Origin of the sequence: Exiguobacterium sp. s7 (assembly GCF_018618195.1) — a bacterium.
Classification (GTDB): domain Bacteria; phylum Bacillota; class Bacilli; order Exiguobacteriales; family Exiguobacteriaceae; genus Exiguobacterium; species Exiguobacterium mexicanum_A.
On sequence record NZ_JACSLO010000002.1, the window covers coordinates 103805 to 120155 of the forward strand.

A 16351-nucleotide genomic window follows, 5' to 3' on the forward strand; every position below is an offset into this window, starting at 1 on the left:
GCCGTCGTGCCGAATTTTTATCGTTAAACGGGAATGAAAGGAGTAACTGGTATGAACAATAAAATGCCGATTTCGGTATGGATTTTGGTCATTGCGATGGCGCTTAATACAACGGCGGCGTCTTTTTTATGGCCATTTAACACACTCTATATAAATGGATATTTAGGCGAATCGATGACGCTCGCAGGGATTGCCCTCCTCGTCAACTCGGCGCTCGCCATCGCTGGGAACTATATCGGGGGCACGCTGTTTGACCGGATCGGCGGGAAGCGGACGCTCATCCTCGCGGTCGGGCTGTTGCTCGCGAGCTCGCTCGGCTTCTTGTTGTTTCATGCCACATTCCTCGGTTACTTGGGCTGGCTTGGATTGATTGGGTTTTCGGGTGGCCTCGTCTTCCCGACAGTATACGCTTTTGCTGGCTTGATCTGGCCGGAAGGGGGGCGACGATCGTTCAACGCGATTTATGTCGCCCAAAACGTCGGGGTCGCCCTCGGGACAGCGATGAGCGGGCAAATCGCGCGCATCGACATCGAGTGGATCTTTTACGCGAACTTCTTCTTATCGGTCTTGTTCGTCGTCGTCCTCTTGTTCGGGCTCCGTTATTTGAAAGACCCGGCCCGTCCGGTCGTCCAATCGCAGCTTGAGGCTGCGGCGACGACGTTGTCCGGCGCGACGATGAAATCGATGTGGTTCGTCGCCATCGGTTACGCGGCCCTTTGGTTCGTTTACGTGCAGTGGCAAGGCACGATCGCTGTCCATTCGAAAGACCTCGGCGTGACAATCAGCCAGTATTCGCTCCTTTGGACGGTGAACGGCGCCTTGATTGTGTTCGCTCAACCGCTCCTCAACCGGGCCCTTCGTTACTTTGAAGACGATTTGAAGAAGCAACTCATCGTTGGCGCCGTTATTTTCCTCGCCGCCTTCGCGGTCGTTCCGTTCGCGGGGGGCTTTACGATGTTCATGGTCGCGATGGTCGTCATGACGATCGGGGAGATGTTCATTTGGCCGGCCGTTCCGACGATTGCCGCGAAACTCGCACCGCCGGGGAAAGCAGGACAGTTCCAAGGACTCGTCAATATCGCGGCCTCGGTCGGTCGGATGATCGGCCCGACCTTATCGGGCCTCGTCTATGACGTATTCGGCATCGGTGCCGTCTTCACAATGCTATTCTTGCTCACGGCCATCGCGCTCGCGTTCTTCATTTTCATGAAAGACATCCGAGTGCCTGAAAAATCAAGTTGACGCTCTAAAACAGATTGGGCTAAAATGAACGAGTGAGATCATACACATGCGTAGAAGAGGAATAGTATCGTGACGTCTGTATTTGTAGAGAGCCGGTGGGTGGTGTGAACCGGTATATGGACCGCGAGAACTCGCCTTGGAGCAGTTCGCCTGAACGAACAGTAGGGTGAACCGGAGTTACGCCTCGTTACCGGCGTCTCAAGTGGCAGAAATGCAACATGGGTGGTACCGCGGAAAGCTTTCAAGCCTTTCGTCCCATTACCGGGGCGGAAGGCTTTTTATTTATGCAGAGGAGGATGAATTTTGGATTATTTTAAACATCAAGACATCGAGCCGAAATGGCAAAAGCGTTGGGACGAGAAAGATGCGTTCCGGACGACAGAAGACCCGGACAAGGAGTGTTTCTACGTCCTTGACATGTTCCCATATCCATCAGGAGCCGGCCTTCACGTCGGTCACCCGGAAGGTTACACGGCGACGGACATCATCGCCCGCATGAAACGGATGCAAGGCTTCAACGTCCTCCATCCAATGGGGTGGGACGCGTTCGGTCTTCCGGCCGAGCAATATGCCCTCGACACAGGGAATGACCCGCGCGAGTTCACAGAGCGCAACATCGGCACATTCCGCCGCCAGTTGAAAGAGCTCGGTTTCTCATACGATTGGGATCGTGAAATCAGCACGACCGACCCGAAATACTACAAGTGGACGCAATGGATTTTCACACAGCTCCATGACCGCGGACTCGCCTACGTCGATGAAGTCGCCGTCAACTGGTGCCCGGCCCTCGGGACGGTACTCGCCAACGAAGAAGTCATCGACGGCTTGTCAGAGCGCGGCAGCCATCCGGTTTACCGTGTCCCGATGAAGCAGTGGGTGCTCCGCATCACGGAATACGCAGAGCGGTTGCTCGATGATTTAGAAGGGCTTGACTGGCCAGACAGCGTCAAAGAGATGCAACGCAACTGGATCGGCAAGTCGGTCGGGGCCGAAGTCGATTTCAAAGTCGACGGTCACGAAAAAGTCGTCACGGTGTTCACGACACGTCCGGACACACTTTACGGCGCGACATACGTCACGCTCGCACCGGAGCACCCGTTCGTGAAAGCAATCGCGACACCGGAACAAACCGTCGCCATCGAGGCGTACGTCGAAGAAGTCTCGAAAAAGACAGATCTCGAACGGACCGATCTTGCTAAAGAGAAAACAGGCGTGTTTACTGGCGCTTACGCGATCAACCCGGTCAATGGTGAGAAGCTTCCAATCTGGATTGCTGACTACGTGTTGTCAACGTATGGTACAGGTGCGGTCATGGCCGTTCCTGGACATGATGAGCGCGACTATGAGTTCGCGAAGACGTTTGACCTTCCAATCCGTGAAGTCGTCACCGGCGGCAACTTGGATGAGGCGGCTTACGTCGAGGATGGCGTCCACGTCAACTCAGGTAGCTTGGACGGTCTCAATAAAGCCGACGCGATCGCCAAAATCATCGAAGAGCTTGAACTTGCCGGCACTGGCCGTGCGAAGACGACGTATCGTCTCCGCGACTGGTTGTTCAGCCGTCAGCGCTATTGGGGCGAGCCGATTCCAATCGTTCATATGGAAGATGGCACGCTAAAGACGGTCCCGGTCGAAGACCTCCCGCTCGAACTCCCGATCATCGATGAAATCAAACCGTCGGGTACGGGTGAATCGCCGCTTGCGAACGCAGACGAGTGGTTGACGTACACGGATCCAGTGACGGGTGAGAAGGGTCGTCGCGAGACGAACACGATGCCACAATGGGCCGGCAGCTGCTGGTACTACATTCGCTTCATCGATCCGCACAATGAAGACATGATCGCGGACCCAGAGAAGTTGAAGCGTTGGCTTCCGGTCGATTTGTATATCGGTGGTACGGAGCACGCGGTCCTACACTTGCTCTACGCTCGTTTCTGGCACAAAGTGCTCTACGATATCGGCATCGTCCCGACGAAAGAGCCGTTCCAAAAACTCTATAACCAAGGGATGATCCTTGGTGAGAACAACGAGAAGATGTCGAAATCGAAAGGGAACGTCGTCAACCCGGATGACATCATCAAGTCGCACGGAGCCGACACGCTTCGTCTTTACGAGATGTTCATGGGACCACTCGATGCGGCCATCGCTTGGTCGACGAACGGTCTCGACGGCGCTCGTCGCTTCCTTGACCGTGTCTGGCGTTTGTTCGATCAGACAGAGCTTCAAGACGTCGCGCCGACTGCCGACTTCGAACGGACGTACCATCAGACGGTGAAGAAAGTGACAGAAGATTATGAGGCGCTCCGTTTCAACACGGCGATCTCGCAACTCATGGTCTTCATCAACGAAGCGTATAAACAAGACACGCTTCCGAAACAAGAAATGGTCAACTTCGTTAAGATGCTCGCCCCGGTCGCGCCACACTTGGCCGAAGAGTTGTGGGAGCGTCTCGGCATGACGGAAGACTTGACGTATGCGGCATGGCCGAAGTTTGATGAGTCGAAACTCGTCAGCGACACGATTGAAGTCGTCATCCAAGTGAACGGCAAGCTTCGTGCGAAGATGCACGTGGCCCGCGACGCTTCGAAAGAAGCGCTCGAGGCCGATGCGCTCGCGAACGAACGCGTTCAAGAGTTCACGGAAGGGAAGACGGTCCGCAAAGTGATCGTCGTTCCAGGTAAGCTCGTCAATATCGTCGTTGGATAAGTGAAGGAATGTGTGACATTGTCACACGTTCCTTTCTTTTGTATGATGTCGTTTTCTTTTCGGGGCGGGTTTGTTACACTAAAGGGCGATACTGCATGTAAAGGGGACGAAACGTCCATGAAACGTTCTTACGTACTATATACGACGCTGTTTGCCGTCGTCGTCGGCGTGATTTTGTGCTATGTGTTCGTCTTTTCGGACGAGGATATTCAAAGCCAAATCGCCTCGACGTTTGAAAAAATAGAGATTCAAACGAGTCACCAAGCGACATCTGTACCTCCCGTCGAGGCTTCGCCGGACGAGGAGGATATCGATACGACCGATGCCCTCGAACAGATTCAACAGCTCGATGAAGTGTACTATAGTGACACGATCGGGTCATATCTCGTCTTGACGAAAAATAAAGAGTTTTTCGAAGTGAGCGGGAACGCCAATCGCGTGAACGCGTCACTCATCCTCAGCAACGAAGGACAGCCCTACCGGTTCGGCGAGTTCATCGGTATGCGCATGATTTCCGAGGACAAGATTTATGCCGTCACGGCGAATGGGGTTCTCGTGACAATCGAGCGTGAAGAGGGCCGGTGGACGGAACAACGACGCAAATTGATTAAAGGAATCGCCTCGACAGACCGATTGTTCGGCCTCGGTTATGACGAGGAGACGAAACGACTGATCATCATGAGCCGTTTGGCGGACACGCCCGACGTGGAACTGTTATACGTCCAAGAACGGACGCTCGAGGATGAGACGGCCACCGATGCTGAAGCGAAGCCAGAGACAGAAGAAACAGCCGATGCGACCGAGACGGATGCGACGACCGAAGTGGATTCAGACGCCGATACGGCGACCACGGCTGATGAGGCAGACGCCGAAGAAGCGCCAGAGCCTGAGACGGAGTGGGCCATCGAGTCGAGAAAACCGCTCACGACCGAAGGGATGAGCGCCTCGATTCAACAGAAGTTCGAGAACTTCCGCGGTGTCGGCCTCGTCGAACGCCAGGGACGCATTTACGTCCTCGATTCAGAAGAACTCGTCCTCTACACGATCAACCCGGATGAAGGGACGATGAACGGACAGATGGTCACTCCTCGTGTGTACGGGTCGACCGGTATGTTTTTGCAAGACAATGAAATTTTCGCCATCGTGCGACCAGATGTGTTCGACCTTGACGATTTCGTCTCGGTCGACTGATAGGAGAGGATCATATGAGCAAACGCTATTTCTATGAAGAAGTTCGCCAATTCCATGAGACGTTCGGGCACCCGGAAGCGAGTGCACCACAGCCGCTCGAGTTAGACCGGGCCGTCAAACGTTCGGTCTGGACGGCAGAAGAGGCCGTCGTCGAATTTTTACATCAATCGGCACGGAACGAGGAAGAGTTCCTGCAAGCCGTCGCCACGTTCCAACAAGGATTCGAACAGGCTGTTCAGAAATCGCTCCAGGACGCCCCACCGACAAATGACGTCGAGCGACTCGTCGGACAAGGTGATGCGCTCACGGACGCCCTCTATTTCGTGATGGGCAGTTTCGTCGAGCTCGGGCTCGACCCGGTGCCGTTGTTCGAGATCGTGCAGCGCGCCAATATGGCGAAGCTCGGTCCGGATGGTAAGCCGATCCTGCGCGCGTCAGACAATAAGGTCATGAAGCCGGAAGGCTGGTTGCCACCCGAGCCAGAGCTCGAGGCGGAAGTGCGACGCCAACTTGAAGCGAAACAGTGACACCAAAAAGAGAGCCTATCGCGCGCGATAGGCTCTCTTTTTTATACGGTTGTACGTACAGCAAATTCTGCGGCGTGCGACCCGGCACAATGTCCGGTCGTGAAGGCGGCCGTGATGTTATAACCACCTGTATAGCCGTGAATGTCGAGCACCTCGCCGGCGAAGAACAGGCCGTCCGCTTTCTTCGACATCATCGTCTGCGGGGCGATCTCTTTGACAGAGACGCCGCCGCCGGTGACGAACGCTTTGTCGAAATCGAGCGTCCCGGTCGCATGTAGCTCAAACGTCTTCAGTCGTGTCGCAAAATCGATGACCGATTGTTTCTTCAACTGACTCGCGTCTTCTTCACCGAAAGCGAGGTCGGCCAACAACAGGTCGAGCATCCGTTCCGGGATAAACCCTTTCCAGACGTTCTTGACGGCCCGTTTCGGTTGTTCTTGGACTTGGTTCCACAGCTCTTGATACAGCTCGTCACGTGCCATGTCCGGGAACAAGTCGAGCGAGAGGGCGACGACACGCTCTTTGCTGCGTTTGCGCTCTTTGATCGTATATTGGCTGCACCGGAGGGCGATCGGGCCCGAGATGCCGAAGTGCGTGAATATCATATCGCCACGGTGTGTCTTGATCGGTTTGCCTTTTTTGCCGTGGACGGTGAGGGCGACGTCCCGGAGCGACAGCCCTTGAAGCTGTTTCGTGCCGATAAAGGCATCGTTCAACAAAATCGGCACCTCGGTCGGGAACAGTTCCGTGATCGTGTGCCCGGCTTTCTCGGCCCACGGATATCCGTCGCCGGTCGAGCCGGTGTGGGGGACAGATTGTCCGCCGACAGCGATGACACAGGCGCCTGCCTCGATGCGTTCACCGTCCTCCAGTTCGACCGCTTCAAACTCGTTTGCTTCATTAAAATGGAGCGTCTTCACTTTCGCGTTTTTGCGAATCTCGACACCGAGTGCGTCGATGGCGCCGAGGAGCGTGTTGACGACATCTTGCGCTTTGTCCGTCACTGGGAACATCCGGCCGTTGTCTTCTTCTTTTAATGGGATGCCGAACCCGGTGAATAAGTCGATAATCGACTGGTTGTCGAACTGGGCGAGGGCGCTATATAAGAAGCGTCCGTTCCCCGGAATGAACTGAATCAGTTCGTCGACGGGCTTGCGGTTCGTGACGTTACAGCGCCCGCCGCCAGAAATGGCGAGCTTGCGTCCGAGCTTCGAACCTTTATCAATCAGGAGCGTGTTCGCTCCGGCTTTGGCGGCGGCGTATGTCGCCATCAGGCCGCTTGGCCCTCCTCCGATGACGATGACATCTTTCATCATGGTATCCCTCGTTTCTCTTCTCAATCTAAACTTTAACGGTTCGTAACTTTATTATCTGCAACAGTAAGAGTATAATGAGAAACGGTTGTTTTGTAAAACTAGGTACATTAGTTGTGAAAGAATAGATGGAGGTATCTCATGTCATCAAGCGTCAAACAAGATTCAGGACGGGAGTCCTTCGTCAAAGGCACGCTGCTCTTATCAGCCGGAAATTTGATCTCGCGTGCGCTCGGACTGCTCTATACGTTTCCCTTCCAAGCGATGGTCGGGATTGCCGGCGTCACGCTCTATCAGGCGGCCTACACCTATTATGCGCTCATGATCGCCATTTCGACGGCGGGGATTCCTGTCGCCGTCTCAAAATTTATCGCCAAGTATAACGCGCTCGGTGAATATGGCACGAGTCAGCGCTTGTTCCGTCAAGGGATGAAGCTGATGCTCGTGACCGGCGTCGTCGCTTTTTTATTACTGTTTTTCTCAGCACCGTGGTTATCGGAACTCATGGTCCGCAACTCGGATAACAATCAGCAATATATCGACTCGTTGACGCTCGTCACGCGTAGCGTCAGTTTCGCACTCCTGCTCATCCCGGCGATGAGCATGGTGCGCGGCTATTTCCAAGGACATCAGGACATGGCCCCGACGGCCATCTCGCAAGTCATCGAACAAATCGTCCGCATCATGTTCCTGCTCAGCGGAACGATGCTCGTCTTGTTCGTCTTCTCGGACTCGGCACTCATTCGTCCGCTCGCCGACTCGCTCGGTGGGACCGCTGCCGTGGCGACGACCGAGTTGAACGGGTTGAAAGTACTCGCCGTGACGATTGCGACGTTCAGCGCCTTTATCGGGGCAATCGGAAGTATCGTCGTGCTCGCCATGTATTGGCGCAAACGGAAAGACATCCATCTTCAGACGGATAATCCGGCCGGTACGCCGGTCCGTTCGATGAAATCACTCTTGCTCGAGTTGCTCAGTTACTCGATCCCAATCGTCATGGTCGGCTTGTCGACGCCGCTCTATCAGTTCGTCGACCAGTTGACGATGGTCAACACGTTGCTCAACTCGGGGAAGTCAGTCGCTGAAGCGACGTCCGCGTTTGGATTCTTGACCGGGAACGCCCATAAGATCGTCTTGATTCCGGTCTCGATCGCGGCAAGTGTGTCGATGGCGACGATTCCGCTCGTCACGAAATCGTTCACGCACGGCGACATGAATAAAGTCCGTAATCAAGTGAACCACATCTTCCAAGTGTCGTTCTTTGTCACCATCCCGGCCGTCATCGGGTTGGTCGCCCTCTCCGAGCCGTTGTTCGGGACACTGTTCCCGGGTGACCGGGAAGGGTGGGTCTACTTGCTCCACTATGCGCCGAGTGCGTTCTTCCTGGCCTATTACTCGGTGGCAGCGGCCATCCTGCAAGGGATCAATCGTCAGTACTTCACCATCTTCGCGACGGCGATGGGACTATTGACGAAAGCTGCACTCAACGTACCGTTCGTCTATGCGCTCGGCGGCATCGGCGCCGGTTACGCGACGATCGCCGGCTATATTGTCGCGATCATCCTCATGGTGTGGAAAATTCAACGGACGCTCCAGTTCCCGTATAAGCAATTGTTGCGTCGGACGATGCTCATGTTTGCCATGGGTGGGGCGATGTTTATCGCGGTATACGGCTCGTTGTTCGTCACGCTCCGAGATGAGCCGAGCTGGGGGAACGATATATTGGCTACGGTCGTCGGTTTCGGAATCGGCCTCGTCGTATACGGCTATCTCGGCTGGAGAAGTCACTTGGCCGGAAAACTACTAGGGAAACGATTCCAATATCGGAGGAAAGCATAATGCGAATTGATAAATTATTGGCGAACATGGGATATGGTTCGCGTAAAGACGTCAAGATTTTATTGAAACAAGGGGCCGTCCGGATCGATGACCAGCCCGTCAAAGATGCGAAACGACAAATCAACTTAGAGGCGGAACGTGTGACCGTGCACGGGGAAGTCGTCGAGTACAAACCGTTCGTCTATTTGATGATGAACAAGCCGGCTGGTGTCATCAGTGCGACCGAGGACAAAGTCGAGTCGACGGTCGTCGATTTAATCGACCCGGCCTATGCCCATTACGATTTGTTCCCGGTCGGACGCCTCGACAAAGATACGACCGGCCTGTTGCTATTGACGAACGATGGGGCGTTCAATCACGCGCTCATGTCGCCTCGTAAACACGTCGACAAAGTATATATCGCCGAAGTCGATGGGGAGATGACGGCAGATGATGTCCGTCGCTTCGCCGAAGGCGTCGAACTCGAGGACGGCTACACGACGAAACCGGCACGACTTGAACTGCTCAGCAAGTCCGGTCGCCGCTCGACGATTCGCTTGACGCTCTCGGAAGGGAAGTATCATCAAGTGAAACGGATGGTCGCCGCGGTCGGAAAACATGTGGAGCGGCTCGAGCGCGTCCAAATCGGTGGCCTCGAACTCGATCCGACGCTTGAACCTGGTGCATACCGTGAGTTGACAGAAACGGAAGTCGACTTGTTCCTCATATGATTCGGAAGTACGTGTCAATCGGCACGTACTTTTTTGTGCAAAAAAAAGGGACCCGCGTGCGGAATCCCTTGTAACTTGTTATTCAATTTGCCGTCTTGAGCGAACGTTTCGATGACGTCCACGTGCCCCGACTCGGACTTTCAACCAGATTGTTGTATTCAAGAACGTTCAAATCACGCTGTACGGTGCGTGACGTGATCCCAAACTCCTCTACTAGTTCTGAAGTGGTGACGCATTCCCTTTCGTTAATGAACAAATAAATGGACTTGATGCGGGTTAGCATACGATCTGTTGAACCTTTCATTGGATGACCTCCCAATGCGTAGAATGATGAAAGACAAAACCTACGGACGACAAATGAAATATGAAATTGTTATTTTCTAAAATTACACCTTTAGTATACCGCTCTCAAATAGAATTGCAAGCGAAAAGAACGAACAATCGAAATGTAAAGAACATGTTATGAACGTAAATATCGAATGAACATCGTGTAAATGGATAATAAAACTTCTAAAAGACGAACGAAAAAATATTTTCGAAATGAATGTTCGTCTTTCTAACATTTGGATATACTAATAAGGGAGAGAACATTCGCAAAGGGGAGATTGAGATGAATTGGAGACAAGAAGTCGACGCACGAACAGACGCGTTTTTAGAAGATTTAAAAGGGTTGTTACAAATCCCGAGCGTCCTCGATGAAGACAAGGCCGGACCGAACGAGCCGTTTGGTCCTGAAGTCCGCCGTGCCCTCGATTATATGTTTACGTTAGGAGAGCGTGACGGATTCGTGACGAAAGATGTCGGCGGTTACGCTGGCCATTTGGAGTACGGGTCAGGCGAAGAAATCGTTGGGATCCTCTGCCACTTAGACGTGGTGCCGGCCGGAGACGGATGGACGTATGGGGCGTTCAATCCGACGGTCGCGGACGGGAAACTGTTCGCCCGCGGCAGCAATGACGATAAGGGTCCGACGATGGCTGCTTATTACGGGTTGCGCATCGTGAAAGAACTCGGGTTGCCGCTATCGAAACGTGTCCGCCTCATCGCCGGTTGTGACGAGGAGAGCGAATGGCGCTGTGTCCGTGAATATTTTAAGCAGGAAGCGATGCCGACATACGGTTTCGCACCGGATGCTGATTTCCCGATTATTAATGCGGAAAAAGGTTTGTATGACGGTGTCTTGAAGCAACTCCCAATTCAGCGCGTACCCGGCTCGAAACATCACTTGGTCTCGTTCGTGAGCGGAGAACGTCCGAACATGGTCCCGGATTTCGCGACCGCGGTACTTGAGACAGAAGATGTGCTCGAAGAAAAATTTGAGGCCTACCTTGCGAAATATGAGGCCGACGGGACGTGCACATGGGAAGCGGGGACGTATACGTTCACGATGAAAGGTGTCGCCGCCCATGCGATGGAGCCGGATAATGGTGTGAACGCGGCCTACGTACTTGCCGGGTTCCTACTGACGCTTCCACTCGATATTCAAGGGGAGCGCTACATCGAGTTCATCCGCCACGTCTTTGCTGATTCACGCGGGATTTCGCTCGGCATCGAAGCGACCGACGAGACCGGTGACTTGACGATTAACGGTGGCGTGTTCCGCTATCAGGGCGAAGAGCGGACGGCGACGGTCAATATCCGTTATCCGTATACCGCGAAGTTTGAAGAACGATTGCAAAACTTGAAAGAGATCGCCTTGTCGTTCGGGTTCGAGCTGTCGACGCGTCACCATATGCCGCCGCACCACGTGGCCGAAGACCATCCGCTCGTGAAAACGTTGGCGGATGTGTATGAGCGTCAAACCGGCGAATCGGCACACTTGATGGCCATCGGCGGAGGAACGTATGCCCGTTCGCTCGAGGCAGGTGTTGCCTTCGGCGCATTGTTCCCAGGAGCGAAAGATGTCGCACACCAAGTCGATGAATACATGGAAATTGAAGATTTACTTCGCGCCGCCGCCATCTATGCGGAAGCGATTTATGAGCTCGCTAAATAATAATCCGTGAGAGCTGACTGATTCGGTCGGCTCTCTGTCTGTTAGGAAGGAAGTTTACAGTGAACCAACAAAAACTATCGTTTCAATCAATGTATGTCGCTATCTTTTTCGCACAAGGGGCCCTCATTCCTTACATGGCACTTTTCTTCTCGCAGGCACGCTTTGATTTGTCTCCGGGTCAGGTCGGGACGATTGTCGCCATCATGCCGATCCTCTCGATTGGTGTCCAGCCGTTATGGGGCATGCTGGCCGATCGGACGGGCCGTGTCCGGGCGTGGCTCGGTATCGCCATGATCGGGGCGGCCGCCCTTTCCATCACGTTCTTGTACGCGACCGATTACGTTTGGATCGTGCTCTTGATGGTCGCCTGGTCGGTGTTCCAATGCGCGCATATCCCGCTTATCGATATGATGACGCTCGATTATACGGCCCGTGTCAAAATTGATTATGGAGCCATCCGTCTATTCGGATCGGCCGGTTTCGCTATCGCCGTTTTCATGATGGGACGAATCGCGGATACGACGTGGGGTCTTGCGAGCACATTTTTGCTCAGCGCCATCGTACTCGTGGCCGGCAGCATCGTGTTAAGGACGATTGCCGAACCGGTTGCAACGCGCGCGACGACGGTCGCCCCGTTCGCTTGGTCGGCCGTCTGGAACGCCCCGTTCATCGCCTTTTTGATTGGGGGCATGCTCGTCTTCGGTCCAATCTATGCGAACAACTATTACTTCGGGATATACGTGACGAGTATCGGCGGCTCGACGACGCTCGTCGGGACGTTGTTTTTAGTGGCCGTGCTTTGTGAGATCCCGTTCATGAAAGTGGCGTATCAAATCGTCGAACGTCTTGGGACGGTCAACGTACTTGCGGGAGCGGCGTTAGTTTCAGCGCTCCGCAACGGTTGGCTCGCACTCGAACCAGAACTGTGGGTCGTCTGGCTGCTCGCCATCGTCCAAGGGCTCGTCGTCGGCCTGCTCATTCCGGTCGCGCTTCAGTTTGTGCGAAGCCTTGTCAGCCGAAACGTCACCTCGACGGCGATTGGCGTCTATATGGCAGTTACTTCAGGTTTGGCGACGGCCGCGTTCAATCAGTTGAGCGGAATCATCATTGAAGTGAACAGCATTATCGGTGTATTTTGGATGTACACAGTCGTCAGTGTGATTGGCGCGATTTTATTCTTAGGGTTGAGACGGTTTCGTGAGAAAGGATGATTCCGATGTCGACACATTACTTTATAGCGCTACCGATGGAGGAGGCGGAGTTCGAACGCGTTCAACGGGCCATCTTGCCGTTTTATTCGTATCGCCGGACGTATCGGCCGGAAGAATTCCATTTGACGCTTCAGTTTCTTGGCGCATTGGACGATGATGAAGTCGAGGCGGTCAAAGAGATCACGCGTGACGTGACGGAAGTGACGGCTCCGTTTTCACTGATGTTCCAACAAATTGATCACTTCGGGAGACCAGATCGTCCTCGAGTATTGACGATCGTCCCGGATTCGTCTGCGGAAGTGACGGCGCTCACCGGGACGCTCCGGCGCAAGCTGTCTGAAGAGATCGCGTCACTCGACCGGAAACCGTTCGTCCCGCACGTCACGCTCGCCAAAAAGTGGGACACCGGAACGATCATTCCACACATCCCCCCGACGTTTAAGATCGAAGAGTCGATTGAAGCCGTCATCCTTTATCGAATCAATCCGAACCACACCCCTGCCTATGAGGCAGTTGAAGTATTTCCGTTACAGCGGTCAGAGGAGGACACATGGCGATCCCGATTAAAATTTTTGACGTGACATCTAAATATGAACGAAATATGCTCGATCAGTTCAATCGTTTCCAAGAATACGTCGAGTCCGATGTCGCCCGTATGCGCCGCCTGCATGAGTCCAATCGGTTGAATCCACCCGAGATCATGGAGTTCGAGAACCCGTGGTGGAAATTTTGGCGTCGAACGGAACGTATCGAGCTCGAACCGACCCCGCTCTCGGAGACGCAGTTTCAGGCGCTCCTCGCGAACCGTCGCCACATCCAGAAGTTGCAGTTCGCGTGTGAAGGGGCGACCGAAGCAGACATGCCGTTCTTGCCGTTCCTTCGTGAATACGGTTATCGCAAGATGGTGACCGAATGGAACGACCAACACTTCTTCATGTATCGTCCAGTTGTCGAATGGAACGGGGCAACTGTCGAATTGAGCCATCTTATCATCGGACCGTCACATCTGTATTTGGTCGAATGGCTTGACGGGGATCGGAGCATCTATCACATCTCAAAGCAGAAGACATGGATTCATCAACCGCTCAAAGGGGAAAATAAACGTGTAGTCAATCCGCTCATTGCATTGACGCGCACTGAAGAAATCATTCGACAGTTTCTTCCGTCCTATGACGGGGTCATCCAAAAAGTCACGGTGGCCCCAGAAGGCTATTTCGATCACGTGCCCGAGACAAGGTCGACTCAGTTCATTTCACGCTCTGATTATGAGTCGTGGCTGAAACAAGTGAACACGAGGGCACCGATCGTCAAAGCCCAACAAATTCGAGATGTGGCGAAACTACTAGATGCGACAGCCCAGATGCCGTTTCGACAATTTTTGGACCAGTAGGTTGGAGAGGATGGAACGCGTATGCATCACACACCAGAGCAGCAAACGACGTCACATGTGACGATTGAACGGGCATCTTTGCTCTCGTTCGAGACGATTCGACTGGAAGTCATCGCCGAATATGAATCCGTTCCAGTACAGATTGAACAGAACGGTCGACCGGTCGACTATGTGGTGCTCAATGAATGGACGACAGAGGCCGGTACGATTGAGCGAGATATCCGATTGGCGCGACCGGTCACGCTTGAAGCGGTCTATACTGTATTTCACCCCGGACATAAAACGATTGTCGTCGTGCCACGTGAAATCGTGCATACGGACGAGTTCGAACGCCGTTATGCCTATGACGGACCGCTCGGCCTCACTTTTTCCGAACACTCGATCGAGGCATACGTTTGGTCTCCCGTCGCGTTCTCGATTTGGCTCGTCATCCACGACTCGACGACACATCGTGAAATCGAGCGGTTTCGTATGTCTAAAGAGAGCCGTGGTGTCTGGCATGCCGACGTGCCTCGGTTTTATGAAGGTCACTATTATCGACTGTACGTCAAGACGCCAGTCGAAACGAACGAGGTCGTCGATCCTTACGCGAAAGCCGTCAGCCTGAATGGCGAATTTGGCGTATTGATCGATGTCGAGGCGCATGTCGCCGCCCATGTCACGCCGACGGAACGGCCGCCGCTTCGGAAAGCGACCGATGCGGTCATCTATGAACTGAACATCCGGGACTTCACGAGCCATCCGTCCTCGATGAGTCAGATGCAAGGTTTGTATGGCAGCATCGTCGAGACCGGAGTGAGAACGAGAGGCGAGAACAGTGCCGGCTTCGATTATTTGAAAGAACTCGGGGTCACCCATCTGCAACTGTTGCCTGTCCATGACTTCGGCAGCGTCGATGAGTCGACCCGGATGCCATACAATTGGGGATACGACCCGATTCATTGGTTCGGGTTAGAGGGGAGTTACGCCTCAGACCCAGCCGAGCCGTTATCGAGAATTCTAGAATATGCTCATATGGTCGAGGAACTGCATCGTCACGGGATGCGGGTCGTCGTCGATGTCGTCATGAACCATGTCTTTATCCGTGAACAATCCTCGCTCGAAGCGCTCGTCCCTTACTACTATTTCCGTTATGAACATGACGGGACGGTCGCGAACGGGACTGGGGTTGGGAATGACACGGCCTCGGAACGATACATGATGCGGCGGATGATTGTCGATTGTGTGACTTTCTTTGCCGAGGCGTATCACGTTGACGGCTTCCGGTTCGACTTGATGGGGATCCATGATGTCGAGACGATGAATCAAGTCCGGGCTTCGCTTGATAAGATTGATCGTTCAATCTTGATTTACGGGGAAGGATGGGATTTGGCGACACCGCTCAGCCCATCGTTGAAAGCCTCGTCCCATAACGCCGCCTTTATGCCTCGAATCGGGCACTTCAATGACATGATGCGGGACGCGTTAAAGGGGTCGACGTTCAATGACCGCGAACGCGGTTTCGTCTCTGGTAACGAATGGCGGGAATGGGAGCTTCGAGAGTGCATCACGGGAGCGGTTCAAATCCCAAACGTCACCGTCGGACGATTCCCGAGCCCGCAATATACAATCAATTACGTCGAGGCGCATGACAATTATACGACCTATGATAAATTGCTCTTATCGTGTGAGGATATCGACGAGGCGGTGCGATTACGGATGCAACGGTTCGCCACGGCCATCGTTATCACGTCGCAAGGCGTCCCGTTCCTCCATGCAGGCCAGGAGTTCGGTCGGACGAAACAAGGGGTCGAAAATAGTTATAACGCGCCGGACCGAATCAATCACTTCGATTGGGATTTGCGGGACGAGCGTCAGAGTGAAGTCGAATTCGTGAAGACGCTGCTGAAATTGCGGCGCCGTCATACGTGTTTCCGTTACGATACTCGGCAGAAAGTCGTGGAGCAATTCAAGTTCCTTCCGTCGCCTCCAGGCGTGATTGCCTATGAGTTGACGGCGAGCCATTCCTACGATGCGTGGCAACGCGTCCGTGTCTATTTGAACGGAACGTTCGGTGACGTGACGTTTCATGCTGACGGAGACTGGAACGTTTATGTGCAAGGGGAAACAGCGAGCCTCGTCCCGATTGCACGAAATCCGCGTGAGATTCAAGTCGAGTCGTTGTCAATGACGATTATCGCGTGTTAATATGGTGATTGTATCTTTGTAATTCTTAATGAGATTTGA

13 protein-coding genes and 1 other annotated feature are annotated in these 16351 nt (G+C 53.7%); of the genes, 11 read left to right on the forward strand and 2 right to left on the reverse strand.

Annotation, left to right across the window (positions count from 1 at the left end; all coding sequences use genetic code 11):
* Positions 1-51 precede the first annotated feature (51 nt).
* The 4 genes from KNP79_RS03110 to KNP79_RS03125 all read left to right on the forward strand — a co-directional run bounded on the left by KNP79_RS03110 (position 52) and on the right by KNP79_RS03125 (position 5666).
* Complete coding sequence (locus KNP79_RS03110; RefSeq protein ID WP_214797304.1) at positions 52-1242, forward strand: MDR family MFS transporter; 1191 nt, start codon at positions 52-54, stop codon at positions 1240-1242.
* 42 nt (positions 1243-1284) lie between these two features.
* Positions 1285-1503, forward strand: a binding site (T-box leader).
* 42 nt (positions 1504-1545) lie between these two features.
* Positions 1546-3948 (forward strand): leucine--tRNA ligase, encoded by a 2403-nt coding sequence (leuS, locus tag KNP79_RS03115; RefSeq protein WP_214797303.1) that lies wholly within the window; start codon positions 1546-1548, stop codon positions 3946-3948.
* Between the two features lie 117 nt (positions 3949-4065).
* On the forward strand, positions 4066-5139 hold the full coding sequence (locus KNP79_RS03120; protein WP_215191271.1) for a hypothetical protein: 1074 nt from the start codon (positions 4066-4068) through the stop codon (positions 5137-5139).
* Positions 5140-5153: 14 nt separating this feature from the next.
* Positions 5154-5666 carry a pyrophosphohydrolase domain-containing protein gene (locus KNP79_RS03125; RefSeq protein WP_034778307.1) on the forward strand — a complete coding sequence of 171 codons (513 nt, stop codon included), beginning with the start codon at positions 5154-5156 and terminating at the stop codon, positions 5664-5666.
* Between the two features lie 41 nt (positions 5667-5707).
* Here KNP79_RS03125 and KNP79_RS03130 read toward each other — a convergent pair whose 3' ends face one another.
* Positions 5708-6982, reverse strand: coding sequence for a BaiN/RdsA family NAD(P)/FAD-dependent oxidoreductase (locus KNP79_RS03130; protein ID WP_034778302.1), 1275 nt, complete (start codon positions 6980-6982; stop codon positions 5708-5710).
* A 138-nt stretch (positions 6983-7120) separates the two neighbouring features.
* Here KNP79_RS03130 and KNP79_RS03135 point away from each other — a divergent pair, with 138 nt between their 5' ends.
* Both KNP79_RS03135 and KNP79_RS03140 read left to right on the forward strand, forming a co-directional pair.
* Entirely contained in the window at positions 7121-8818 is a 1698-nt protein-coding gene (locus tag KNP79_RS03135; RefSeq protein ID WP_215191272.1) for a putative polysaccharide biosynthesis protein, read from the forward strand.
* Positions 8818-9528, forward strand: coding sequence for a pseudouridine synthase (locus tag KNP79_RS03140; protein ID WP_034778298.1), 711 nt, complete (start codon positions 8818-8820; stop codon positions 9526-9528). Before KNP79_RS03135 ends, KNP79_RS03140 begins: the two co-directional genes overlap by 1 nt.
* 82 nt (positions 9529-9610) lie before the next feature.
* Here the strand turns inward: KNP79_RS03140 and KNP79_RS03145 are convergent, their stop codons facing one another.
* The gene (locus tag KNP79_RS03145; protein ID WP_081637897.1) at positions 9611-9832 is read right to left on the reverse strand and encodes a DeoR family transcriptional regulator; all 222 of its coding nucleotides are present in this window, start codon (positions 9830-9832) and stop codon (positions 9611-9613) included.
* A gap of 306 nt (positions 9833-10138) precedes the next feature.
* Here KNP79_RS03145 and pepV point away from each other — a divergent pair, with 306 nt between their 5' ends.
* Genes pepV through pulA form a run of 5 tightly spaced genes read left to right on the forward strand, consistent with a single transcriptional unit; the run spans position 10139 to position 16312 of the window.
* Positions 10139-11524, forward strand: a complete 1386-nt coding sequence (gene pepV, locus KNP79_RS03150) for a dipeptidase PepV (RefSeq protein WP_215191274.1) — start codon at positions 10139-10141, stop codon at positions 11522-11524.
* Positions 11525-11583: 59 nt separating this feature from the next.
* Positions 11584-12735 carry an MFS transporter gene (locus tag KNP79_RS03155; protein WP_215191276.1) on the forward strand — a complete coding sequence of 384 codons (1152 nt, stop codon included), beginning with the start codon at positions 11584-11586 and terminating at the stop codon, positions 12733-12735.
* Between the two features lie 5 nt (positions 12736-12740).
* Positions 12741-13316 carry an RNA 2',3'-cyclic phosphodiesterase gene (gene thpR, locus KNP79_RS03160; RefSeq protein WP_215191278.1) on the forward strand — a complete coding sequence of 192 codons (576 nt, stop codon included), beginning with the start codon at positions 12741-12743 and terminating at the stop codon, positions 13314-13316.
* Positions 13286-14125 (forward strand): NERD domain-containing protein, encoded by an 840-nt coding sequence (locus KNP79_RS03165; protein ID WP_034778292.1) that lies wholly within the window; start codon positions 13286-13288, stop codon positions 14123-14125. The genes thpR and KNP79_RS03165 overlap by 31 nt, the downstream gene beginning before the upstream one ends.
* Positions 14126-14146: 21 nt before the next feature.
* Positions 14147-16312: a type I pullulanase gene (gene pulA / locus KNP79_RS03170; RefSeq protein ID WP_215191280.1), complete on the forward strand. Its 2166-nt coding sequence runs from the start codon at positions 14147-14149 to the stop codon at positions 16310-16312.
* The last annotated feature ends 39 nt before the right edge of the window (positions 16313-16351 follow it).

Excerpts from the sequence above, each read along its gene's own strand:
- KNP79_RS03110 (WP_214797304.1), top strand. The coding sequence starts at position 52 with ATGAACAATAAAATGCCGATTTCGGTATGGATTTTGGTCATTGCGATG.
- KNP79_RS03120 (WP_215191271.1), top strand. The coding sequence starts at position 4,066 with ATGAAACGTTCTTACGTACTATATACGACGCTGTTTGCCGTCGTCGTC.
- KNP79_RS03125 (WP_034778307.1), top strand. The coding sequence starts at position 5,154 with ATGAGCAAACGCTATTTCTATGAAGAAGTTCGCCAATTCCATGAGACG.
- KNP79_RS03130 (WP_034778302.1), bottom strand. The coding sequence starts at position 6,982 with ATGATGAAAGATGTCATCGTCATCGGAGGAGGGCCAAGCGGCCTGATG.
- KNP79_RS03135 (WP_215191272.1), top strand. The coding sequence starts at position 7,121 with ATGTCATCAAGCGTCAAACAAGATTCAGGACGGGAGTCCTTCGTCAAA.
- KNP79_RS03140 (WP_034778298.1), top strand. The coding sequence starts at position 8,818 with ATGCGAATTGATAAATTATTGGCGAACATGGGATATGGTTCGCGTAAA.
- KNP79_RS03145 (WP_081637897.1), bottom strand. The coding sequence starts at position 9,832 with ATGAAAGGTTCAACAGATCGTATGCTAACCCGCATCAAGTCCATTTAT.
- pepV (WP_215191274.1), top strand. The coding sequence starts at position 10,139 with ATGAATTGGAGACAAGAAGTCGACGCACGAACAGACGCGTTTTTAGAA.
- thpR (WP_215191278.1), top strand. The coding sequence starts at position 12,741 with ATGTCGACACATTACTTTATAGCGCTACCGATGGAGGAGGCGGAGTTC.
- KNP79_RS03165 (WP_034778292.1), top strand. The coding sequence starts at position 13,286 with ATGGCGATCCCGATTAAAATTTTTGACGTGACATCTAAATATGAACGA.
- pulA (WP_215191280.1), top strand. The coding sequence starts at position 14,147 with ATGCATCACACACCAGAGCAGCAAACGACGTCACATGTGACGATTGAA.